This is a genomic window from Levilactobacillus parabrevis (assembly GCF_044051715.1).
GTDB lineage: Bacteria > Bacillota > Bacilli > Lactobacillales > Lactobacillaceae > Levilactobacillus > Levilactobacillus parabrevis.
On the sequence record NZ_CP168688.1, the window covers coordinates 173,458 to 195,197 of the forward strand.

General features: G+C 48.2%; 23 protein-coding genes. 19 read left to right on the forward strand and 4 right to left on the reverse strand.

The features are described from left to right. The first annotated feature begins 100 nt into the window (after positions 1 to 100). Positions 101 to 472: a GNAT family N-acetyltransferase gene (locus ACEPSU_RS00870; RefSeq protein WP_395322180.1), complete on the forward strand. Its 372-nt coding sequence runs from the start codon at positions 101 to 103 to the stop codon at positions 470 to 472. Between the two features lie 81 nt (positions 473 to 553). Here ACEPSU_RS00870 and ACEPSU_RS00875 read toward each other — a convergent pair whose 3' ends face one another. Beyond that, entirely contained in the window at positions 554 to 1,552 is a 999-nt protein-coding gene (locus ACEPSU_RS00875; RefSeq protein WP_125700298.1) for an NADP-dependent oxidoreductase, read from the reverse strand. A 186-nt stretch (positions 1,553 to 1,738) separates the two neighbouring features. Here ACEPSU_RS00875 and ACEPSU_RS00880 point away from each other — a divergent pair, with 186 nt between their 5' ends. From ACEPSU_RS00880 to ACEPSU_RS00895, 4 genes are all read left to right on the forward strand, one after another. Then, positions 1,739 to 2,077 carry a helix-turn-helix transcriptional regulator gene (locus tag ACEPSU_RS00880; RefSeq protein WP_125700297.1) on the forward strand — a complete coding sequence of 113 codons (339 nt, stop codon included), beginning with the start codon at positions 1,739 to 1,741 and terminating at the stop codon, positions 2,075 to 2,077. Then, complete coding sequence (locus ACEPSU_RS00885) at positions 2,059 to 2,754, forward strand: type 1 glutamine amidotransferase domain-containing protein (RefSeq protein ID WP_395322182.1); 696 nt, start codon at positions 2,059 to 2,061, stop codon at positions 2,752 to 2,754. Before ACEPSU_RS00880 ends, ACEPSU_RS00885 begins: the two co-directional genes overlap by 19 nt. 81 nt (positions 2,755 to 2,835) lie before the next feature. After that, positions 2,836 to 3,567: a helix-turn-helix domain-containing protein gene (locus tag ACEPSU_RS00890; RefSeq protein ID WP_395322366.1), complete on the forward strand. Its 732-nt coding sequence runs from the start codon at positions 2,836 to 2,838 to the stop codon at positions 3,565 to 3,567. Positions 3,568 to 3,572: 5 nt separating this feature from the next. Beyond that, a complete protein-coding gene (locus tag ACEPSU_RS00895) occupies positions 3,573 to 4,412 on the forward strand; it encodes an IS3 family transposase (protein WP_234898053.1) in 840 nt (279 codons plus the stop codon). 67 nt (positions 4,413 to 4,479) lie between these two features. Here ACEPSU_RS00895 and ACEPSU_RS00900 read toward each other — a convergent pair whose 3' ends face one another. Both ACEPSU_RS00900 and ACEPSU_RS00905 read right to left on the reverse strand, forming a co-directional pair. Then, the gene (locus ACEPSU_RS00900; protein ID WP_395322184.1) at positions 4,480 to 4,929 is read right to left on the reverse strand and encodes a GNAT family N-acetyltransferase; all 450 of its coding nucleotides are present in this window, start codon (positions 4,927 to 4,929) and stop codon (positions 4,480 to 4,482) included. Positions 4,930 to 4,954: 25 nt separating this feature from the next. Continuing rightward, positions 4,955 to 6,316, reverse strand: coding sequence for an FAD-dependent oxidoreductase (locus ACEPSU_RS00905; protein ID WP_020090165.1), 1,362 nt, complete (start codon positions 6,314 to 6,316; stop codon positions 4,955 to 4,957). Between the two features lie 92 nt (positions 6,317 to 6,408). Here ACEPSU_RS00905 and ACEPSU_RS00910 point away from each other — a divergent pair, with 92 nt between their 5' ends. The 14 genes from ACEPSU_RS00910 to ACEPSU_RS00975 all read left to right on the forward strand — a co-directional run bounded on the left by ACEPSU_RS00910 (position 6,409) and on the right by ACEPSU_RS00975 (position 20,796). After that, complete coding sequence (locus ACEPSU_RS00910) at positions 6,409 to 7,101, forward strand: EAL domain-containing protein (protein WP_395322186.1); 693 nt, start codon at positions 6,409 to 6,411, stop codon at positions 7,099 to 7,101. 383 nt (positions 7,102 to 7,484) lie between these two features. Continuing rightward, positions 7,485 to 9,365: a hypothetical protein gene (locus ACEPSU_RS00915; RefSeq protein ID WP_395322188.1), complete on the forward strand. Its 1,881-nt coding sequence runs from the start codon at positions 7,485 to 7,487 to the stop codon at positions 9,363 to 9,365. Positions 9,366 to 9,565: 200 nt separating this feature from the next. Further along, entirely contained in the window at positions 9,566 to 11,554 is a 1,989-nt protein-coding gene (locus ACEPSU_RS00920; RefSeq protein WP_395322190.1) for a GTP-binding protein, read from the forward strand. A gap of 199 nt (positions 11,555 to 11,753) precedes the next feature. Next, positions 11,754 to 12,449, forward strand: a complete 696-nt coding sequence (locus ACEPSU_RS00925; RefSeq protein ID WP_260339442.1) for a GntR family transcriptional regulator — start codon at positions 11,754 to 11,756, stop codon at positions 12,447 to 12,449. Between the two features lie 19 nt (positions 12,450 to 12,468). Then, complete coding sequence (locus ACEPSU_RS00930) at positions 12,469 to 13,473, forward strand: ADP-ribosylglycohydrolase family protein (RefSeq protein ID WP_260339443.1); 1,005 nt, start codon at positions 12,469 to 12,471, stop codon at positions 13,471 to 13,473. Positions 13,474 to 13,492: 19 nt separating this feature from the next. Continuing rightward, complete coding sequence (locus ACEPSU_RS00935; RefSeq protein WP_260339444.1) at positions 13,493 to 14,860, forward strand: cytosine permease; 1,368 nt, start codon at positions 13,493 to 13,495, stop codon at positions 14,858 to 14,860. Beyond that, entirely contained in the window at positions 14,860 to 15,738 is an 879-nt protein-coding gene (locus ACEPSU_RS00940) for a PfkB family carbohydrate kinase (protein WP_395322193.1), read from the forward strand. Before ACEPSU_RS00935 ends, ACEPSU_RS00940 begins: the two co-directional genes overlap by 1 nt. Positions 15,739 to 15,908: 170 nt before the next feature. Further along, a complete protein-coding gene (locus ACEPSU_RS00945) occupies positions 15,909 to 16,376 on the forward strand; it encodes a hypothetical protein (protein ID WP_260339446.1) in 468 nt (155 codons plus the stop codon). 23 nt (positions 16,377 to 16,399) lie between these two features. Continuing rightward, positions 16,400 to 17,095: a DUF1835 domain-containing protein gene (locus ACEPSU_RS00950; RefSeq protein WP_395322196.1), complete on the forward strand. Its 696-nt coding sequence runs from the start codon at positions 16,400 to 16,402 to the stop codon at positions 17,093 to 17,095. 362 nt (positions 17,096 to 17,457) lie between these two features. Beyond that, positions 17,458 to 18,003 carry a DUF1097 domain-containing protein gene (locus tag ACEPSU_RS00955; protein ID WP_395322198.1) on the forward strand — a complete coding sequence of 182 codons (546 nt, stop codon included), beginning with the start codon at positions 17,458 to 17,460 and terminating at the stop codon, positions 18,001 to 18,003. Positions 18,004 to 18,060: 57 nt separating this feature from the next. Beyond that, positions 18,061 to 18,945 carry a proline iminopeptidase gene (gene pepI, locus ACEPSU_RS00960; RefSeq protein WP_395322200.1) on the forward strand — a complete coding sequence of 295 codons (885 nt, stop codon included), beginning with the start codon at positions 18,061 to 18,063 and terminating at the stop codon, positions 18,943 to 18,945. Between the two features lie 44 nt (positions 18,946 to 18,989). Beyond that, positions 18,990 to 19,319, forward strand: coding sequence for a hypothetical protein (locus tag ACEPSU_RS00965; RefSeq protein WP_395361577.1), 330 nt, complete (start codon positions 18,990 to 18,992; stop codon positions 19,317 to 19,319). Between the two features lie 65 nt (positions 19,320 to 19,384). Beyond that, positions 19,385 to 19,915: a helix-turn-helix domain-containing protein gene (locus tag ACEPSU_RS00970; RefSeq protein WP_260338565.1), complete on the forward strand. Its 531-nt coding sequence runs from the start codon at positions 19,385 to 19,387 to the stop codon at positions 19,913 to 19,915. Continuing rightward, the gene (locus ACEPSU_RS00975) at positions 19,915 to 20,796 is read left to right on the forward strand and encodes an IS3 family transposase (protein ID WP_260338566.1); all 882 of its coding nucleotides are present in this window, start codon (positions 19,915 to 19,917) and stop codon (positions 20,794 to 20,796) included. The genes ACEPSU_RS00970 and ACEPSU_RS00975 overlap by 1 nt, the downstream gene beginning before the upstream one ends. 52 nt (positions 20,797 to 20,848) lie before the next feature. On the opposite strand, the gene yaaA is transcribed toward ACEPSU_RS00975, so the two are convergent. Then, a complete protein-coding gene (gene yaaA, locus ACEPSU_RS00980) occupies positions 20,849 to 21,595 on the reverse strand; it encodes a peroxide stress protein YaaA (RefSeq protein WP_395322204.1) in 747 nt (248 codons plus the stop codon). Between the last annotated feature and the right edge of the window lie 145 nt (positions 21,596 to 21,740).

The window sequence follows — 21,740 nt, forward strand, 5'->3', positions numbered from 1 at the left end:
GAGTGTTGCCATGTTAACCCTCACAGTTTAGCAGGATCGCGACCGCATCGCGGCCTATCCGCTGAGTGATCCGACCTTTACGGCGACCCCACAAACGGCGTTGGCCATCGCCATTGGTAATCCGGATCGACTACCGGTCATGATTTTAGCGGATACCGAACTCATCGGGTTTCTAGTGCTTATCAAGAATGAAGATGTTCGAGAGGTGGGAGCCGACCCAGTCACGGCCGTCCTGATTCGTTCGTTGTCCATTTCGGAAACGCAGCGTGGTCAGGGCTTTGCCACCCAGGCGCTGCAGCTATTGCCGGCGTTTGTACGCCACCATTTTCCGGAGGCAACCACCTTGACCCTATCCGTCGATCACGGGAATTTCCCAGCCCAAAAGCTCTATGAAAAGGTGGGCTACACGGATACTGGTCGGCGGCGATTTGGTCCCTATGGTGAGCAGTATGTGCTGACACAGAACTTGTAAATGTAACCGCAGAATGTACACTTAAACAGTCAGTCAAAAAGGTCGGGATACCTCCGTAGTGAAGTATCCCGACTTTTTTGACTAACTAATTTTAAGGATGATTTTTCCGCGAGCGTGTCCGTTCTTAGCGTAAGCTAGCGCACGATTAAGTTCATCAAAATTAAAGCTGCGATCGATAATTGGGCGCAATTGCGCCTGTTCTATCAAGCGCGTTAATTCTGCCAGATCAGTGCCACTGGGCCACATGAAGAGAAAACGGTAGGCTACCTGTGTCTGCTTTTCCAAGTGATTTAGCCGATGCGTTGCAAGTCTGAAGAGGGTACGTTTCCATCGTGGGAGACCATATGCCTTTGCGAAACGGGCATTAGGCAAACCGGAGATGCTGACCACTTGGCCGCCTGGTTTGACGATTGAGAAGGCCTGCTCGAGATCTTTCCCACCTAGAGTATCAAATACTGCGTCGTAATCGGTCAGCGCATCCGCAAAATTCTCAGTATGGTAGTCGATGATGCGGTCGGCGCCCAACTTGCGAACGAGATCGAAATTTCGTGGGCTGGTTGTAGTCGCGACAATGGCACCGAGGCGCTTGGCCAACTGAATGGCTACTGTGCCAATGCCCCCCGCACCGGCTTGAATCAGTACGTGTTGGCCAGGCTTAATCTGTAGGATATCGTGGAGCGCCTGATAACTCGTCAAACCGACTAGTGGCATTGCGGCAGCCTCCTTGAAACTAAGATTACGGGGCTTTAACGCGATATCGGTAGCATCGACCGCCAAGTATTCCGCGAAGGTACCAATCCGGTTCTTGCGAGGCCGACCGTACACGGCGTCGCCGACTTTAAAGGTTGTGACGTCAGTGCCCACAGACACTACTTCGCCGGCAAAATCGCTGCCGATGATCAGTGGCATCTGGTAGGACAGTAATATTTTTAGGCCACCTGCCATCGTTTTCAGGTCGATGGGGTTGATACTGGCGGCTTTGATTTTGACTAGCACATCGGTTGGTTGCGGTGTGGGCATGGCGACGGTCTTGATGGTGGGTGTGGCTTGCTGATAGTGAGTAATTACGGCGGCTTTCATAGTTTTGGACACGTTGTTTCGCACTCTTTTCCGTTTATATTTTCGAACGATTAAAGTGCATATTACCCAATTGGTTTAAAAATGTCAACGAATAAGTTTGAGACTAGTCATTGATACATCAAAGTTGACAAAGGGACGATAGCATGGTTTAATGGTTTAAAATAATAAACGACCAGGTGATATAAATTGTCGAATTTAACAAAATTAAAGCACGAGTTCACGCGTTCTAGCGACTTTCTAGTCGCACTGGGAGATCAGAAGCGTCAAGCGATTATCATTGCGCTACTGGATCAGAAGATTATCCATCGAGGACTTCAGGTTACCGACCTCATCGGCGTCACAGGGCTCTCGCGGCCAGCCGTGTCACACCATCTCAAAATTTTGAAGGACGTCCAGCTCGTCGACTATCGACGAGAGGGGACGAAGAATTTCTATTATCTCACGCATCAGACCAAAGCCATTGACCAATTGAAGACCCTCTTAGACCACGTTACGGAGACGATGACATGCAATCAAAACCTTTAAAGAAAATCCTAATTGTACTTACAAATACGACACGTTATGGCAATACGACCGACCCGACTGGATTGTGGCTGGGTGAAGCGACTGAATTTGCCCTGATTCTACAGCAGGCTGGCTATCAGATCGATTATGTCAGTCCTAAGGGCGGTTTCGTGCCGTTGGATCCGCGTAGCATGAAATACACTGATAGCGAAATTATGGCGTTCTATGAGACTGCCGACTTCCAACAGCGGGCGTTAACACATTCACTAGCGCCAACGCAAGTTGACCCGGCGGATTACGCCGCAATTTACTATGCTGGCGGTCACGGTGTCATGTGGGATTTCCCCGATAACAAACCACTCCAGAGCCTTGCTGCCAGCATTTATGCCAACGGTGGATACGTTACCGCCGTCTGTCATGGGATTGCGGGACTCCTAAACATTCAAACGGCACCCGGCGAGTATTTGATTGCTAACCGCAACGTCACTGGGTTTACCAAGTCCGAGGAGATTTTGGCTGGCAAGCGATCAGTCGTTCCGTTTTTCAATCAAACAGTTGCTGAACAACGAGGGGCGACTTTCATGAAGCACCGTGCCTACAAGGAATATGCCGTTCAGGATGGCCATCTGATTACCGGTCAGAATCCCTTTTCGGCCAAGGAAGTCGCCCGGTTGCTGGTTCAAAATTTGGCAAAATAAAACACCTCCGTCGGATATACTCCTCTTTAGGTAGACAAGCAAATAACTAAAGCTTGTTTATCTAGAGAGGAGTTTTTTCTTATGGGCCGAAGAGGGTCTAGATATACAGTTGAGGAAAAATATTTTTACGTTAAATTGGTTCTCGACGAGGGTAACTCTTATCACGCCATTCAACGAGAATATGGCATTCGACATACTCAGGTAGAACAATGGGTAGAAAGATATCGAAAACATGGTCTAGAAGGTCTAAAACGACAGCCGACCAATCAAGCATATACCCGAGACTTCAAGGTTAAACTAATCAATATTTACCTTGAAGGACAGACCTCCTACCGCAAATTAGCTAAGCAATTCAATATTCCTAACGCTGGTATTATCTATCAGTGGGTGAACCTGTATACTAGTGGTAAATTACCAAAAACCACTAGGAGGTTAGTTTCTATGAATGGCAGAAAGACTACCCAACTCGAACGTATTGAAGTCGCACAATGGATCATCGAAAACGATTTTGATTACAACAAGGCAACCCAAAAGTTCAAAATATCTTACAATCAGGCATATAACTGGACCAAGAAATTTCAAGATGGTGGTGCCGAAGCATTGCAAGATCGTCGCGGCAAGTCAAAAGCTGACAAACCCAATCTAACTGAAGCTGAACAGCAAGAATTGCGGATCAAGCAGCTGGAGGCACGTAATGAGCATCTGGCGTTAGAGAATAAATTACTAAAAAAATTGGACGAGATAGAGAGGACGGATGCAGTTCAATCCAAAAATATCGTGCCATTCAGGCACTCTCACAAGAAGCGTCGATAAGCTATATGTGCCAGTATCTAGGTGTTTCACGAGCTGCCTATTACAAGTGGCTTAAACGAAGACCTAGTCACCGAGAACAAGAAGATAAAATGATTGTCGAATACGTTGTCAAACTAGAGGAAGATAATAACTATATCTTTGGGGTTAACCGATTGGTCACATATGTCAATATGGAGACTGAGTATCATGTTAGTAGCAATAAAATGCGAAGAATCATGCATGATTATCGGATTGTCGCCTCAGTTCGAGTCGCAAAACATGATCGAAGGTCAGAACAAAAGCAAGCTGTGTTTGACAATAAATTACTGACTGATAAGGCGACCCATAAGTTCCACCCAGACCGTTCTAACGAGGTCTGGGTCACTGACTGTAGCGAAATTAAATATGGAATTAAGGGTACCGGCAAACTTCGCGTGAGTGCGATTAAAGATCTGTACGACCACAGTGTTATCGCATGGCGAGTAGAAGCCACTGAAACAGCCAACTTAGTTACAAAGACCTTTGAAGCGGCTTTGTCCGCCACATGCGGGAAAAAGCCGCAAATATTACACAGTGATCAAGGATCAAGCTATACTTCTGGAACATATAACTTGGCCCTAGCTAAGAATGGGATTACGCATAGCATGTCGCGCCCCGGAACACCAGGAGATAACAGCCCGATGGAAAGTCTGTGGAGCCATATGAAGACCGACTTTTTCACTTTCCGGCGGCCGTTATCAGAGGATGAGGCTATCATGATGGTCGCTGAGTTTATGGACTGGTATAACCAGCAACGTCGGCAAGAAACACTGAACGGCATGACTCCGGAAGAATACCGGAATCATGCCGTTCAGGAAGTCGCATAAGACTTTAGTTATTTAATTGTCTACTTGACAAGGAGTAGCCCCGTCGATTGACGAAGGTGTTTTTAGTTTATTCAAAAGCCTTATACAATACGCGGTTCAACCGTCCAAACTGATCCTCACGCCGATCCACCAGAGCATAATCCAGGTGCTCGTACAACCCCATGTGACGGGTCACGATGTAAAGACCTTCTATGTCGACCGCCTCCGCCGCGGTTTCCGCCTGCTGGACCAGTCGGAGACTGATGCCTTGATGCCGGTAGTCCGGGGCAACGTAGACTGAGCTGACAAATGGGGAGTAGGGCGTGTCCGGGATGATATCCTCTGCGAGCAACGCACAGAACCCCGCTAGTTGTTCACCAGTCGTCGCGTAAATTACGCGCTCAAACGGCTGCCAGATCGTCGGCGTTTGCATGCGCTTTGCCAAATGTGGGCCCGCGGGCCAGTCGATGGCAGCGATTTGCGTCGTTGCTTGGGACCAGAGGGGACTGTTTGGCGTTAAGGTGTGGTAGGTAATCATGAAAATTCCTCACTTTGTCGTTAGATTAAGTGCGCAGGTACCCATTCTCCTGGTCCACAGCCTTTTGAGCAGTTTTGTTCAGGTAGTTAAAGGGCTCGCTGAAGTTTGGCGAGAACAGCATGTCCAGCATCGCTAGCTGGTCGATCGTCCCGCCACTTTGTATGAGGGCCGAGACCACGTTAGCCGCCTGGGAGATGTCGTGCTGACAGAGCAGTTGCACGCCCAGAATCTTGCGGTTATTTTGATCGTAAATCAACTCCACCATGACCGGATAGTGCTCCGGCATGAATTTAGGCCGGTAGGGGCCGGCGTAGAGGACGTGGGCCGCGTTCAGATGGGCGTCTTCAGCTTGTTTCATCGTCAAGCCGGTTCGGGCCAGCGTGTGGTCGAAGACCAAGACCCCCGTCGTGTTTTGCGTGCCAATGGTCCGGAGGCGGCGCTCAAAAGCGTTGATGCCTGCCAAGGCTCCCTGACGTACCGCGTGGGAAACCAGCGGTGCATAACTCGGTGTATTGGTAGGATTATCGTGGCTGATAGCAGCATCGCCCGCGGCCAAAATGTCGGGATTGGAAGTCTGCATGTAATCGTCGGTCAGAATGGCCCCATTAGCGGCCATCTTGACCTGTCCTTGTAGCAGATCCGTTTGCGGAATAATGCCAGCACTGATGGCTGCCATATCCACCTCAAATTTGCCTGCTTCCGTAGCTAGGCACAATTTACCCTCATCGGTGTCCGTGAAGGCCGTTACGCGGGTATGCCGCAGAACCTGGACGCCGTGTGCTTTCAAAAGCCGGGCGACCGTTTGAGATATATCTGGCTCAACGTATTGATCGAGTAAGTGCGTGGGTTGTTGGATCAATAAAACATCGTGACCGGTATTGGCATAGCCTTCCGCCAGTTCGATGCCAACGTAGCCACCACCAATGATTGCTATACGCTTCTGGTTGGTGCTATAATCGCATAAACTATGGGCCTGATTATAGGTTTTGCAGAGGAGGACCTTGGGATTCTCTACGCCCGGAATGGCTGGAATCGCGGTCAATGAGCCGGTCGCCATGATTAATTTATCATAGGTGTCAGTCGCCATAGCCTTGGTGGCTAAATTTTGGACTAACAGAGTATGTTCCGAAGCGTTTACGCGAATCACATCGTGGTTGATCTGCATGGTTACGCCCTCATCGGCAAAATCGTCGGGTTCGACGTACCGAGCATCGTCTAATGACCGTACCGTCCCCTCAATATGTAGATACGTCGCGCAAGATAGGTATGAAATAGTTGACTGACGCTCGTAAACGGTAACTTCGGCGTCAGGATAATTTTTTAGAATTTGTTTAACAGCGGCAATGCCCGCATGGGTACACCCAATGACGACAACTTTCAATGTCATCAATCCTTTCTTTTTGTAACACCACTTTAGTTTTATTATAGTATACTTAGAATATAGTTCACGTAAAATATTTATTTAGGGGGGTACTTTTTTTGAAACCAGTCTACCGTTACTTTGTTCAGCCGCAAATCGACACCGATACGAAGACGATCTTTGGCTATGAACTTTTAATGAAAAAGATGACGCCGGAGGGTTGGCGCCTGCCGGAGTCGTTTTCGGCGATTGATCCGCAGATTACGGCTGATCTCTTGATTGCAACGACAAAAGTACTCTCGCTAAAGGTGCGCTATTTATCGGTCAATGTCAATCGCGAACAGCTAATGACTACGACCATTGCCAAGGCCATCATCAAAAGTCAGGAACAGCTTTATCCCACGAAGCTCGTGGTTGAGCTGACCGAAGATGACGGTCCCCAACAGTATACGATCGCCGACCTGTTGCCGCAGCTGAGGTCCTTCATCAATATGGGGATGCAGATTTCGCTAGATGATGTCGGAACGGGGGACAACTACTTCAAAGATATTCAGGAGTTGTTGCCGCTGGTATCCGAGGTCAAGTTTGCGCTGCAAAACTTCAACCGCGAGTTCAAGGATCCTCACATTCAGCAGAAAATTCGCTTCTGGCGCGCCATTAGTGCAGAGTATGGTTTGCGAATGGTCTTGGAGGGCATCGAAGATCACGCCGACAACCGGTTGAGTAAGCAACTGGGAATTAAGCTGAAGCAAGGTTATTATTTCAGTCGACCGCAGTTACTGAAGTTGCCGCAAGATACCTGTCCGGCTTAGTAAATTGGATGATTTTAAGCTAGAGAATGCCGTTATAACGGTATTCTCTAGCTTTATTAAACGGATAAGTTGATATAAAAATATTTATAATTGAACATAGTGAAAATAATTTATGTATTCGATGGTATTCGGGTGAGATTACTTGTATACTGATGGCAGATAAAGTAGCTTAAGAGAAATTTACTGACGTAATCAGGTGATAAACAATTGGCTTGCTATCAAAGTGTAAGTGATCTTCCCGACAATGAAGGCTGGAGAAATTTGGCTAGAGTGGGTTGCATGTGCAAGGGGTTGTTGATGAACTTCGTTAACATCTAATCCCGCAAAAGACGAGTGCAATTTATGGCGATTCAAGGAAAGGATTATGGAAGAGGGATTGCAACATGATGGGGAAATGGTGGTTACGTGTGCTGGTGGGTTTATTGACGTTGTTTGCTGTTACGGTTGGGGTTCAGGGGAATCGGCATAGTGAGGTTCAGGCAGCAACTGAGATTTCAGGCAAAGGGTCACCAAGTGGTGCGCCGCTGGGGATGTTTGGCCTTTATCTCAATACTGGCTTCAACCTGCAGCCGGACGATCGCTATACATGGGTAAAGCGGAGCGTGATGCTCACGACGGCGACAGCCCACTCGATGGTAGATATTCTGATTCCCTTTGCGACGGATCACTTTCAATGGTATCAATCCACTAACGAGGGTAAGACGTGGCAAGGTGTGGATGGGGCTAAAAAGGCAGATCTCACGGTCACCCCGACCCAGGTAGGCACGGTTTATTATCAGCAATCCTTTCAATACTATTTTGGGACGCCACTTTTTTCACCAACCTATTACTCGCGGGTTGCGGTGCTAACGACGTTTCCAGAGCCAATTCCGGCGACAGAGTTGAAGGTTACGAGTAAGCAAAGCTACCTCTACAATAATCAGGACAATGCCATGGTGACGTACGTTCACGGAGAACCGACCCCGGCCAATGCAACGGGTGCGCTGACGTGGACGAGTTCCGATGATCAATTAGCAACGGTGAATGAGGCCACTGGTGAAGTGAAGGCAAATACGAGCGGGCAATCGGGAACGGTGGTTATCACGGGAACGATGACTAATGACGACGGCTCTACCGTGACAGATCAAGTTCCCATCACGATTGGCGGTGGCTTGGCGGTTGAACAGCGGGTCGCAGAGGGGCAGACTGCGACGTTTAGCGTGCAGGGGAGCTTTGCCGAAACGCCATCGGCCGTGGCCTGGCACCGCGTAATTGACGGGAAGAATACGGTTGTGGCCCGCGGAAACAAGCTTAGCTATACGACACCTACCACCAGTATGACCGACGACCAAGCGCAGTACTATGCGGTCGTCACGATCAAGTCGCCGGATGGTAGTACGCAGGATATGACCACGAATCGGTCCAAATTGACCGTGGTGCCTGATGTGACGCCTAGAATGACGGTCACCAATCAGGTGGAGGACGTGACCGATAATGCGGATAACACGGCAAGCGAGCTCACCAATATTCTCAATGGCGACACGTGTAAGGTGACGGGGCGTTTTAAAGATGAAAATGCCTATTCGAAGTTGACGGATGGGGAGTTCCTCATCACGCTACCAACCGATGTTCAACCAACCATTGATGTGGATGGGCAGGAGGCACAGTACGGCAAGTATGCCAGTGGCGATAGCATGAAAGTACTGGTCACCGGCGTCGACTTTTCGAAGACTAAAACCCATACGTTTAGTGTGACGTTTAAGTCGAATCAGACGGTTAATCGAACGATGACGACCCGCGTAGATTTGAGCGGCGAAGATGCCCAGCATAACAAGATTGGCACCTATTCCGGGTCACCACTCACGTTGCGTTTTACCGATGGCAAGCTTCATGCGGCGGCTAATGACGTAAGCTTTGGTGAGATTACCACGACTAATCTAGGACTGGAGATCCCGGGAACCGCCACCGGTGATGGGGACCTTCTGGATGTAATTGATAATCGGCGTCATAAAGCAGCAACGACAATTGATTTACGACAGGAAGCGCCGTTTAGTGATGGTCAAACGACCTTAGCGGCTGAGTTGAGCTATGATGGTGGATTGGGACAGTCCCCTTTGTCATTGACGAATGCTGATCAGACGGTAGCTTCGGTTGCCAGTGGTATGCCCGTTCCGTCGATTGGTGTGAGTCATGGAGAAAACTTGAAGGTTAAAGTGGCGATGGTAGATTTTCTACCAGGAAAATATACATCTAAACTGGATTGGACGTTCGTGACGGGACCTTAACGGGGGATGTTTCATGTGAAACAATGATTGGCCATGTGCGGCAGAATTGCTGACTTTTAACTCGCTTAATTCGCGAAATTTCGTGAATCAGTGGTGGGATAGTATAATGATTAAGAATGACAAGTTTCGGCGGCGGGATACCGGCGCTGAGCGACTTAGACGGAATTCTTAATCAGAAATCAAAAAGGAGCAATTCAACCATGAAGCACATCGTAACGGGTATCGTTGCCCACGTTGATGCCGGGAAGACCACCCTTTCCGAAGCGATGCTATATCGTTCCGGCGCACTGCGGCAGTTGGGCCGCGTTGATAACGGCGATGCCTTCCTCGACCCCGATGACCTAGAGAAACAGCGCGGCATCACCATCTTTTCCCATCAGGCCAGTCTGCAACACGGCGACCTTGATCTAACACTACTGGACACCCCGGGACACGTGGACTTTGCTTCACAGACGGAGCAAGTGCTCAGTGTTCTGGACTATGCCATCCTAGTCGTCTCGGCTACCGACGGCATTCAGGGTTATACGCGGACTTTGTGGCGGCTACTGGACCACTACCAAGTGCCCACCTTTATTTTTGTAAATAAAATGGACGCCGATACCGCTGACCGCGAACGGGTGTTGGCCCAGCTCCAGCAGGTGTTCTCTGCCGGCTGCATTGCCTTTAATGATGCAACTACGGCGGCGGGAACGATCCCAGCTGGCGCTTATGAAGATATCGCTATGCAAAATGATGACGTGCTCGAGAACTTTTTGGATGTCGGAACCGTTGCGGATGATACCGTGCGACAAATGATTCGGCGGCGAGAGGTGTTCCCTTGTTACTTTGGGGCAGCCCTGAAATTAGACGGGATTGACGACCTGCTGGCGGGATTGGAAGAGTGGACGCGTGAGCCCGAATACTCAGCAGAATTTGGCGCGAAGGTCTTCAAAATTTCTCACGATGACAAGGGTGAACGGCTGACGTGGGTCCGCGTTACCGGGGGCGTTTTAGCCAATAAGGATGTTATCTTAGACGAGCAAAAGGTCAACCAACTCCGGGTGTATAATGGCGCGAAATTTACGATTCGACCATCGGTTGCGGCAGGTGAAGTGTGCGCAATTCCTAACCTGATGGGGACCCACCCCGGTCAGGGACTAGGTAAACAAGCAGCAGGGCGGTCACCGGAAATTCAACCGGTGCTGAACTATACGCTCGATCCGCAGGGCCATGACATTCACGAGTGTCTGACGATCCTACAACAGCTGGAAGACGAAGATCCCCAGCTTCACGTGGCGTGGTCGAGTCACCTCCAAGAAATTCGTGTTCAGATTATGGGGGCCGTGCAGTTGGAAATTCTCCAGCAGATTCTGCGCGAACGGTTTAACCTCGACGTTGGCTTCGGTGAGGGCAGCATTCTCTACAAGGAGACGTTAACGCGGGCTGTAGAAGGCGTTGGGCATTTCGAACCATTGCGGCACTATGCCGAGGTCCACTTGTTGATGCAACCTGCTCCACGAGGCAGTGGCGTGACGTTTGCGGCGGATTGCGACTTAGAAGTGTTGGGTAAGAACTGGCAGCATCAGGTGCTGACCAGCTTGCGAGCCAAGGAACACTTGGGTGTGTTAACGGGGTCACCGTTAACGGACGTGAAGATTACGCTGATCAGTGGCCGTGCCAGCATCGTCCACTCGGTCGGGGGTGACTTCCGCGAAGCCACCTGGCGCGCCGTTCGTCAGGGATTAATGATGGCGAAATCCCAGAACCAGACCGAGTTGCTGGAACCGTGGTATCGGTTCCGATTGGAGGTCGGTCAAGATCAAGTTGGCCGTGCCATGACGGATATTCAGCGGATGCACGGGAGCTTCGAAACGCCGGATGCGACAGCCCCTTCAGCGACGGGGGATGGCATGAGTATCCTGACGGGGACGGCACCCGTTGCCGAAATGCAGGGCTATGTCCAGGAGGTCAACGCCTACACGCATGGGCAGGGCCAGTTGGAGTGTTTGATCGATGGCTACCGTCCTTGCCACAACGCGGCAGAGGTCGTGGCTGATCAGGCATACGATCCGGTTGGCGACCTCGAGAATACGCCGGGTTCCGTCTTCTGTGCGCACGGTGCGGGCTATCCGGTCCATTGGGATGATGTACCGGGGATGGCGCACGTGGACTATGTGTATACGGCGGAGGCATTGGCAGAATTAAAATAAATTTTGTCGTTATAATTTTAAGAAATATTGAAATTAGTAAGCTACAAATGCCAATGAACTTGGTAATTGTAGCTTGCTTTTTAGGTTTCATAAGAAAGATAAAGTGAGAATTAATCGCGTTGTAAGCGCTTGACATTTTTAGAAGATAGCATATTATGTACTTGAGTACTCAAGTAGTCGAATATAAGGAATGATAAAAATGGCCATCAATAAACGAAAACGAAATCAAAGTGTCCGGGCACAAATTGTTGCCGATATTCAAAGCAATATTTTAAAAAATATGACAACTGGAGATAAATTACCCTCTGAATCTGCATATGCGGAACATTATGATGTCACGCGGTCCACGGTACAAAAAGCTTTGAAGGATTTGGAAGATTTACAAATGATCGACCGTATCCAAGGAAAAGGAAGCTTTGTTAAACTAAAAAATCCTAAAATTGATATGTTTAATTTTAAAGGTTTTTCAGATTATGCTCTACAAATTGGTGCAGAGCCGATAACAAAGGTTCTCAAGAAAGAAATTTTAGGTGATCAAGAGTTAGTTTTACAACGGTTACGGGGAATTAAGACGGGTGGAAATACAATTCAACTGACTTTGGATGAATCACATTTAAGTCTTGAGTCATTTCCAGGCTTAGACCAGTATGATTTTGCCAAACGTTCCTTGTATCAAACATTAAGAACTGATTTTAAAGTTTATCCGGCAACGGCAAATCTACTTGTATCGCCAATTATGCCGACAGTCGAACAAGCTAAGTTACTAGAAGTAGAGGTTAACCAGCCGCTATTGCAAGTTACTGGGCAGGTTAGGACGAGTGAAAATGATTTGGTAGAAACAATCAAAGTCATTTACAGTAACCAATCTAATTTTAAATTCGTCGTTGGGGTTTAAGAGAAAGGGAAGTCATTTGATGAAAAGAAGTAAAGATAAAATCTTGGGAACAATTTATGGTCAGGCAATTGGTGATGCAATGGGCATGCCATCAGAGCTGTGGCCAATTGAGAAAATCCGCCAGCAGTTTGGTGGCTTGATCACGAAGTTTTTAGATGGTCCAACGAATAACGATATTGCGTTGAACTTTACCAAGGGTCAGTATACAGACGATACCAATCAAGCATTAGCTATTTTGGATTCATTGATTGAAACGGATTGGCAACCGAGTCAAAAAAATCTGGTAAAGCACGTTATGGCTTGGGCCGACGCTGTTGGTGCTTGGGATAATAATATTTTGGGCCCCAGCAGTAAAGCAGCACTGAAGGCTATCAAAGAAGGTAAGGACCCAGCTCCTGTCACAGCAACGGCATTGACTAATGGTGCAGGTATGCGGATTGCGCCTGTAGGGACGCTGTTTACGCCGGACCAAATCAATGAGTTGGTTCAGATGGTCTATGAAGTTAGCCGAATTACGCATTCTAGCGATGTTGCTATCAGTGGAGCTAGCATGATTGCTGGGGCTGTTACGGCAGCAATGGCAGATTATTCTTGGGACGATATTATTACATACGCTCTCAATGCGAGTGACCTAGGCTATCAATTGGGTAGTCCAACTTGGGCCGCTAAGAATCACGAGCGGTTACTATTAGGGATTCGGTTGGCTCATGAGTTTAGCGATGATGAGACTAAGTTTAGTCGGGCAATCTATGAAGTGGTAGGAACAGGAACCATGATTTCTGAAAGTATCCCGGCTGCTTTGGCAATTGCCTACTATGCACGGGATGTTAAAAAGTGTGCGCTGATGTGTGCCAATCTTGGTGGCGACACAGATACCATTGGTGCCATGGCAACGGCAATTTGTGGTGCTAAGAATGGGTTGAAGTCAATTGATCCGGATTGGATTAAGACAATTGATGAAGAGAACCCACAACATGATATTACGGAATATGCTGATCAGATTCTGAATTTTAAGACGAACTAGTCTTTGGAGGGCTGTCATCATGAATGATGAAATCGTGAAAATTTCTGACGCCGATAAAACTCTGACACCAGGAAAAATATTTTATAATTGGTTCGCGGCTAATATTGGCATTATGGGATTTGTCTATGGGGCAATGATTGTTTCTTATCACTTATCCTTTGCTCAGGCTATCTTTGCCGCGTTATTCGGGGCACTGTCGTTCTTAGTTCCAGGTTGGGTAGCAATGATTGGTCAACGTGAAGGTATTACGACGTTTAAATTAAGCCGGGCTGCGTATGGCACGCATGGGAACAAAATTCCCAATGCCATTGCGTGGGTAAATATGGTTGGATGGCTATCCGTCAACGTTATTACGGGGACAATGTTATTGATCTCTATGTATGGGGTTCTCAACATCCCAAAGAATACATTTACACGAGCTGTTGCGTTAGTTATCTTTGGTGGGTTGGTTATTCTGTCAGGATTGTTGAAAGAAGCTACACTGGCCAAGATTCAAACTTGGTTAAGCTATATTTTCGGTGCTTTAACTGTCGTTATCTTAATTCTCTTTTTGATGAAGGCTGATTGGCACGCGGCGTTTACTTTACCTAGTGGGAGCTGGGTCAGTGGATTTTTACCAGCTGTTAGTATTGTTGCTGCTGGTTCCGGAATTTCTTGGTCAATGGCAGCGGCTGACTGGGGTGCTTATGTTAAGCCCTCGACGCGACCATCCGCAACTTTCTGGGGAACGGCAATGGGAGGTGCAGCGCCATTATTTATCTTAATGGCTGGAGGTATCTTACTCAGCACGATTGAACCGTCGTTAGCAACAACTGGTAATCCCTTTGACGTCATGTATTCAGCACTTCCTAGTTGGATTGGGGTAATTTACTTCTTAGTTGCTGCTGGTGGGTTAATTCCACAATGTATCGTTTCATTGCGGTCAGCACGAATCAACTTATCCACTATGGGAATTCAGGTTTCCCAGAAGACCTCCTTGGGAATTCATGGGGCAATCGTGATTCTGATTCCAGTTTATGTGCTGTTTATCTCTGGTAACTTCCTTTCAAACTTCGAACTCTTCTTGAATTTCTTGGGAATTTGCCTGGCCAGTTGGGTAGCCATCTTCTTGTGTGACAGTGCGATGTTTAGAAATAACGGTTATGAGTTGAATTTAATGAAACCGGATTCAAAGACACATTATAATTGGGGTGGCATTATCTCCTGGGTAATTGCCACAGCAACGGGCTTCATGTTTACGAATAATGCTATTTGGAACGGACCGCTTGCTCACGGTATCTTTAGAGATAATAGTTTGGGTGTCTTTATATCGGCAATTGTTGCGATTATCTGTATGTTTATTGTGAAAGCTATTGGTCGGCCAAAGGCTGCTGAGGAGGCTAACTAATGAGTAGGGCTTTAGTTCTTGGTGCGGCTTTCGTTGACGTTGTTGTCAACGTTCCCCGTCTACCATTCTCTGGCGGAGATGTAACGGGAGAGCTTAAATCGTATCGTGTTGGTGGTTCGGCATTTAATGTGTACGGAGCTATTCGACATTCGAGTCAAGCAGCTAATTTGTTTGTGCCAGTCGGGGTTGGACAGTATGCTGATCGTGTCCGAAATCATCTTACCAACAAACAAATTCCCTTGAGTTTACCAGTGAGTGGTGCCGATAATGGTTGGGATTTATCATTAGTTGAGCCTGATGGCGAGCGGAGCTTCTTGACAATTGATGGAATTGAACAGCAGTGGGAAAACACTTGGTTCGATCGCATCAATATGACGGATTACGAATATATTTATATCAGTGGTTATGAACTGGAGAATCCCAAGTCAGCGCAGGTCATTTTGGAAGCATTAAAACACAAGGCATTAAATGCCCATGTTCTCTTTGATACGTCTCCTCGGATTGGTCAGATTACACCGGATATTTTGAAGGGAATTTTAACGGATCATGTTATTGTGCACTGTAATGAAGATGAGATTGCGCAAGTCATGCCTGAGGGAGATACATTGCCAGCGAAGGCTCGAAGAATCTTTGACTTAACACACAGTCCAGTTATCATTACGCTAGGTGGACAAGGCACGTACTATTATGATGGCAAGATGGAAGAGACTTTGGCAGCAGAACAGGTAGCAGTCGTAAATACAATTGGTGCTGGTGATACGCATTGTGGGGGCTTGATTGCCAGTTTAATGGCAGGTCAAACACTAAGGGATGCGATTCTCCAAGCCAATAAGTTATCAGCCCAAGTCGTTGGGCAGGAGAGTGGCAGTCTTTACTAATACCACGCTAAAATAATAAATATAATCGTAACGATGTGATTTTTCCTAAAGATCACATCGTTTTTGTTGCTAACGACACCATATGTCAGGGCGGTTTTGTATAATGAGGCCAGAAATAAACGAGCCGCGGCTAGTTTGTCTCGTACATACTCAGGAAAGTAGGGAAGCTCATGTTCAAAAAGGTTATTTTACTGGGAACACTAGCGGTATTGGGGACGGCTGGCGGAATGACGCTCGACACGCAAAGCGCTGCCGCCAAATCTTACGGGTCACCCAAGACGTTAGTGGGCATGAAGTACACCCACACGACGCCAAAACGCTTTTGGGGAACGTGGTATAACTGGGATAAAAATATCGGCGCCAGTAAGATCGTTGTTAAGAAGCATCAGGTTAAGTGGTATTACCGACAACACAAACAGGGAAAGTGGCATTCTGAAGAAACTTTAACCGGTAAGAAGCTCTACGTTTACCGACAGAAGGTAAATCACAAGCAGATGTTTGGTTTTTACGCGGCCTATGAGGATGATTTCAACTTCTACTATACGGGGACCAAGAAACTAAAGGGCAAGACCGTTAAGTACATGTCGCAGGGTGGTAACTATACCTATTACAAGGCCTGGAAGTATGCGATTCGCTAGAAACAACCAATGAGGAGGCGCCCATGGATGTGACGTTTAGCACCACTTTTGCCAAATCCTTACGATTTACGCAACGGCAACCTGCACTGGGGCTACAACTGGAACTTCAGATTGGAGACCTCACGCGACTGGATGATGGTCGGGATCCCTTCTGGACGTCTAAATCCCAGTACACAGACCAGTCTGCCCAACAACTTTTCGAAGACGTTCAGCAACAGCTGATAGGATTGCAATCGGTAATTGCCAATGGCGACGCACTACGAGTCTGGTGCAGTGAGACGGCAGAGGATCAGCTGGGATTTATGTGGCTCTGCCATCAGCTTAAAGCGGTTGATGTGGCGGTCACTCAAGTCAAGGTGCCACTGGACGTTACCTGCGCAATGCCGACGCCGTCCTTCCAGCAATTTTCGGGATTAGGCGAAATGGATCCGCAGCAGATACTGACGTGGCAGCTACCAGAGACCACGGTGACCCTAGCGGAGCGTCAAGCCTTTAGCTATGCCTGGCAATCGCTCGCTACCGAAAATACGGCCCTGCGAGTAGCCCTGAATGGCCGGCCAATGAGTGTGCCGGCGGATTTCTTCGATGCTTGGTTCTTACCGTATGTCCATAGTGAACCGACGGTGGATGTGGCGTTTGGTCAGCTTCTGGAAGAGTTCCCGCCGGGGATGCCCGCCTGGTGGCTGCAATCACGTCTCACTAACTTGCAAAAATCTTGAGGCGGCGTTATTTTCTCTGGTACTGAAGTAAATGTTTTGCCGGATGAGGGGCTGGTCAGCCTGGCAATCGCTAAATACGAAAAGTCATTGATTGAATTCAAGGCCGGACGCGACCTCGCCAGTTCCGCAGACCAACCGGAATAGATAAGGTGACTAGCCACCGTGAGTGAACCTGCCACGGCGGCTTTTTTTGCGCAACTTGTTATTAATAACTATTAATAACAAGTTGCTGGTATGTAATAGTCTCATCATGACGTGGGTTGTAACGTTTTACCAAAAAGTCTTGCCCTTCCGTCAGCAATCCTGTAAACTGACAATTACACAAATTATGCAAACGCTTTAACGATTAAAGGAGTAACTTCATGAAAATAAGTAAAAAAGTCTGGTTTGACGCCATTGGGGTGGGGCTCTTCACGCTGGTTTACAGCCTGATCATGGGCGGCATGTCACTGTGGATGGGGTCTGCGGCCTTTATCGCCGTTTCGTATTTCTTCGGCGCGGGTTTCCCTAAAGATAAGCTCTGGAATATTCTGGTGAGCTTTGCCCTCGGCATCGTCTGGGGACTCATCGCCTTTCGCCTCCTGCAGGTGCCAAGCATCGCGCCGCTCTGGCCCAGTGCCATCATGTTTGGCCTGCTGACGTTCCTGGCACTATTCCTCCAAGGTACACTTCTAAAATTCGCGATTGTTCCCGCCTGGCTGATTGCCTGGGGGACGACGATGCTGATTATCACGAATGTGGCCGTGCACAACTGGTCGCTTTTCGTAGTCCAGCTTTACGGGTCAATGCTACTGGGAATCTTTGTGATTGGATACGCGTCCGACATTTTCAATCGGGTCATGTTCAAGCTCTCCCCGAAGAAGGAAAATACCCATGTGCCCGACGACGTGACGGAGGAAGAAAACTAATTCAGTGTTCGGAAGCGCTAGTTGGCAGGTATAATGAGTCTAAAGTGAGGTGCGTCCATGCAAATTACAGAAGGCTATATGCCATTTCAAAAGTATCACACGTACTACCGCGTTGTTGGCGATCTTAACTCGGGATTAACGCCATTATTGCTGTTGCACGGTGGTCCCGGATCAACGCACAATTACTTTGAGGCGTTCGATGCGTTGGCAGAGCAGACGGGGCGGCCAGTCGTGATGTACGATCAACTCGGTTGCGGCAAGTCCGACATGCCGGATGATTCCAGTCTCTGGCAGGCAGCGACCTGGGTCGCCGAGTTGCAGGCACTACGGGCGTATTTAAATTTAGACCGGGTACATCTACTGGGCCAGTCTTGGGGTGGGATGCTCGCCATCATTTATCTGTGCGACTACCAGCCGCAGGGCGTCCAAAGCCTAATCCTGGCCAGCACGCTCTCGTCCGCTAAGCTGTGGGCACAGGAGCAGCACCGGATGATCAGGTTCATGGCGCCAGTCGACCAAGGCGCAATTGCCAAGGCCGAAACGACCGGGGACTTCACGACGCCAGCCTACCTAACGGCGAACCAACACTTCATGGAACGCCACGCCGCGGGTCCCGTCACGGCGGCATCACCCGAATTCTTGCGGCGGCCAAAGCGTAGTGGTACCGCAGCATACACGACCGCTTGGGGGCCAAACGAATACTTTCCAACCGGCACGCTCAAGGATTACGAGTATACTGATAAATTGGCGCAACTGACCTTACCCACGCTGGTGACCAGTGGTGTCAACGATCTCTGTACGCCGTTGGTGGCCAAAACCATGGTCGACCACTTGCCGTACGCTGAGTGGACGCTCTTCGCCCACAGTCAACACATGGCTTTCATCGAAGAAACGCCAGCCTATCTGGATCGTTTAACCGGTTGGCTGTCTAAAAAGGACTAACGGAAACCCGCATCCACTGGCCATTTCGGTCGGCTGATGCGGGTTTGTTTGTGTGGTTTGCGCGATTGGATGATTTCTTTGAGAAGGCGCCAAAGTTCTATACGTTTATTCTGACATCGGATGATTATAGCTTCCTGTCGCGTCGGGTTAAACGTCGAGTGGCTGCCGGGCTAACGACTAGCTTCCAACAGGACTATCAGCTGAGCGCTGTGGATGCACAGATGGGGGTCAACTTCTTGATCGATAGCACACTGACCCTCTTCCGACTGTATATTACGGGGCAGTTGGATCTTTCGCTACCGGACTTTAAACAACGGCTAGTGACGCTAAATATGCGCGGCTTGCAGGGATTCTTGAACGATTTTCGTGGCTAAAAAAGAACGCCAGTTGAAGTGAACCCCCAAGGTTGGACAGAAAGTCCAACCTTGGGGGTTTTACTATGGTTAAGTTTGATTTAGATTTTAGAATTAAGGTCGTCACTGAATATTTGAGTGGAGTTGGATCAACCTCATTGGCCAGAAAACATGGTATCAGCAAGGAAGAAACTATCCTTCTTTGGGTTAGTCGCTTCCGGAAATACGGTATAGCTGGATTGAAGCTGAAGGATCAGAAGCCAGAATATTCTAGTCAGTTCAAGGTTGATGTATTAAACTGGAGAAAACAACATCAGGCCTCGCTTCCGGTAACGGCTCTGCACTTCAATCTATCTTCGCCAAGCACCATCTGGCAATGGGAGAAGCGCTTTGAGGAGCAAGGAATCGCTGGCCTTGAACGGAAGCGAGGAAAGCCTAAAATCATGGCTAAACATAAGCAAACGAAGCCTTCAAAGAGTCGCAATAACTCCAGTACCGCCGATGAATTGAAGCAATTAAAACAAGAAAACTTGATGTTAAAGATTGAGAATGAATACCTAAAAAAACTCGATGCCTTAGCTCAGAAGAAGTCAGCAGACAAGAAATCTCGCAAATAGTGACCGAGTTAAGGCAGGTCTTTCAAGTGCCCATCAAGCTCCTACTCAAGGTCGTCAAAGTACCAAGAAGTACGTATTATTACGCACGCTCACATCGTCAGCGTGAAAAGCTGGATGATTCTCCAATCATTCAGGCAATCGATGAGATCCGGCAGGAAGATTCTAAGTACACCAAGAAGTATGGTTACCGGCGACTAACTAAAGCTTTACAGGAGCATGGATTCACGGTGAATCATAAACGAGTCTTGCGTCTAATGCATGAGCATGATTGGCTTTGTTTAGCGTACAATCGGCAAAAACGTAAATATAATTCATACAAAGGATCCGTTGGTAAAATTGCGCCTAATCGGTTGAACCGACGATTCAAAACGGACCGACCCTATCAAAAACTCGTTACAGATGTCAGTGAATTTCGATACGGTGGTATGAGCCAAAGTGAACGTGTCTATTTAGAACCAGTGATTGACCTCTTCTCAGGCGAAGTCTTAGCCTTCAACATCAGTGACCATCCAACAGTAGAATTTGCCCTAAAGCCGCTTAGAGAAGCATTGGAAGGACTGCCAAAATTAGGTTATCGAACAACAGTCCACACGGATCAGGGATTCCAGTATCAACATAAATTCTGGCGAGAAACACTCAAAGAACATCGCGTATTTCAAAGCATGTCACGCAAAGCAACTTGTCTAGATAATGCGGTAGTTGAATCATTCTTCCACATCATGAAGGTCGAAGTTATGGATGAGCATTTTGAGAACAAGGAAGACTTGACTCAAGCTATGACTGACTGGATTAGCTTTTACAATAAACGTCGGATCAAAACAAAACTGGATGGCAAGTCCCCGGAAAAATACCGGGAACTCGCCATCCAGAAGGCAGCGTAAATTCTGTGTCCAACTTTAAGGGTTCACTTCAAGTCCGACGTCCTTTTTGTTTCTATTCTCGATGGATAAAGACGATGTTTGTCGCGGTCGATTGCGCCGCCGAGTAGATCCAATCCGGGTGATCAAATTGGGTTACAGCATCGACAGTGGTCACTTGGTGTTCCGCCAGATACCGCACCATGGCACCGCGCGCCATCTTAGCGAGGGTCGCCTTGGTCTTCAGTTGGCCGGCGACGAGACTGCCAAAAGTAATGGTGACCATGGGTTGCTGTGGTGCGAGATAGGGTGTAATGGTTTTAGCGTATTCCTGCGATGCGAGGTTGATGATGGGTTCCGGCGTAGGCGTCAGTGCGTGGTAGAGGCGGTCCCCCCAGAAAGCGTAGAGGTTAGTCGTTTCCGCCACGGCAAGCTTGGATTGCATTTCCAGACGGTAGGGGACGATACCGTCAAATGGCCGAAGAATCCCGTAAAAGCCTGACAAGATTTGCAAATTATCGCGGACGTAATCTAGCGCGGGTGCGGTGAAGAGGTCGGGTGCCATGTACTGGTATTGAATACCGCTAAAGGCTAAAAGTGCTGGGGTGAGCTGACGGGTCAGGTCGAGTTGCTGTAGCCAATCGTAGTTGGGTTGCGCCAACTTGTCGCTGCAGTGCCAGAGTGCCTTGGCCTGTGGGTAGGTGAGTTGACGTAGTTGGTCTAAAATTTGTTGCGTGGCGGTCAGATACTGAGGAACGCCATCGTAAGCGAAGGTGTCGGTATCGATGACCATCTTCTTAGCAGGGGCGATGATGATTTTCATGGCAAACGAGGCCTTCTTTCGGAGTGATTAGGTTTCAAGCATAGCATAGGTGCGGTCACTTGGGTTAATTTAGTGGCGCTACCGCAATGGCTTAATCACGCATCTTGGCCACAATAAAAGAGCTCAGGTCTGCGCCCAAGCTCTT

What these genes read in the sequence shown, in the direction of transcription:
- ACEPSU_RS00875 (WP_125700298.1), bottom strand. Translation starts at nt 1,552, where the DNA reads ATGAAAGCCGCCGTAATTACTCACTATCAGCAAGCCACACCCACCATC.
- ACEPSU_RS00885 (WP_395322182.1), top strand. Translation starts at nt 2,059, where the DNA reads ATGCAATCAAAACCTTTAAAGAAAATCCTAATTGTACTTACAAATACG.
- ACEPSU_RS00890 (WP_395322366.1), top strand. Translation starts at nt 2,836, where the DNA reads ATGGGCCGAAGAGGGTCTAGATATACAGTTGAGGAAAAATATTTTTAC.
- ACEPSU_RS00895 (WP_234898053.1), top strand. Translation starts at nt 3,573, where the DNA reads ATGTGCCAGTATCTAGGTGTTTCACGAGCTGCCTATTACAAGTGGCTT.
- ACEPSU_RS00900 (WP_395322184.1), bottom strand. Translation starts at nt 4,929, where the DNA reads ATGATTACCTACCACACCTTAACGCCAAACAGTCCCCTCTGGTCCCAA.
- ACEPSU_RS00905 (WP_020090165.1), bottom strand. Translation starts at nt 6,316, where the DNA reads ATGACATTGAAAGTTGTCGTCATTGGGTGTACCCATGCGGGCATTGCC.
- ACEPSU_RS00915 (WP_395322188.1), top strand. Translation starts at nt 7,485, where the DNA reads ATGATGGGGAAATGGTGGTTACGTGTGCTGGTGGGTTTATTGACGTTG.
- ACEPSU_RS00920 (WP_395322190.1), top strand. Translation starts at nt 9,566, where the DNA reads ATGAAGCACATCGTAACGGGTATCGTTGCCCACGTTGATGCCGGGAAG.
- ACEPSU_RS00925 (WP_260339442.1), top strand. Translation starts at nt 11,754, where the DNA reads ATGGCCATCAATAAACGAAAACGAAATCAAAGTGTCCGGGCACAAATT.
- ACEPSU_RS00930 (WP_260339443.1), top strand. Translation starts at nt 12,469, where the DNA reads ATGAAAAGAAGTAAAGATAAAATCTTGGGAACAATTTATGGTCAGGCA.
- ACEPSU_RS00935 (WP_260339444.1), top strand. Translation starts at nt 13,493, where the DNA reads ATGAATGATGAAATCGTGAAAATTTCTGACGCCGATAAAACTCTGACA.
- ACEPSU_RS00940 (WP_395322193.1), top strand. Translation starts at nt 14,860, where the DNA reads ATGAGTAGGGCTTTAGTTCTTGGTGCGGCTTTCGTTGACGTTGTTGTC.
- ACEPSU_RS00945 (WP_260339446.1), top strand. Translation starts at nt 15,909, where the DNA reads ATGTTCAAAAAGGTTATTTTACTGGGAACACTAGCGGTATTGGGGACG.
- ACEPSU_RS00950 (WP_395322196.1), top strand. Translation starts at nt 16,400, where the DNA reads ATGGATGTGACGTTTAGCACCACTTTTGCCAAATCCTTACGATTTACG.
- ACEPSU_RS00955 (WP_395322198.1), top strand. Translation starts at nt 17,458, where the DNA reads ATGAAAATAAGTAAAAAAGTCTGGTTTGACGCCATTGGGGTGGGGCTC.
- pepI (WP_395322200.1), top strand. Translation starts at nt 18,061, where the DNA reads ATGCAAATTACAGAAGGCTATATGCCATTTCAAAAGTATCACACGTAC.
- ACEPSU_RS00970 (WP_260338565.1), top strand. Translation starts at nt 19,385, where the DNA reads ATGGTTAAGTTTGATTTAGATTTTAGAATTAAGGTCGTCACTGAATAT.
- yaaA (WP_395322204.1), bottom strand. Translation starts at nt 21,595, where the DNA reads ATGAAAATCATCATCGCCCCTGCTAAGAAGATGGTCATCGATACCGAC.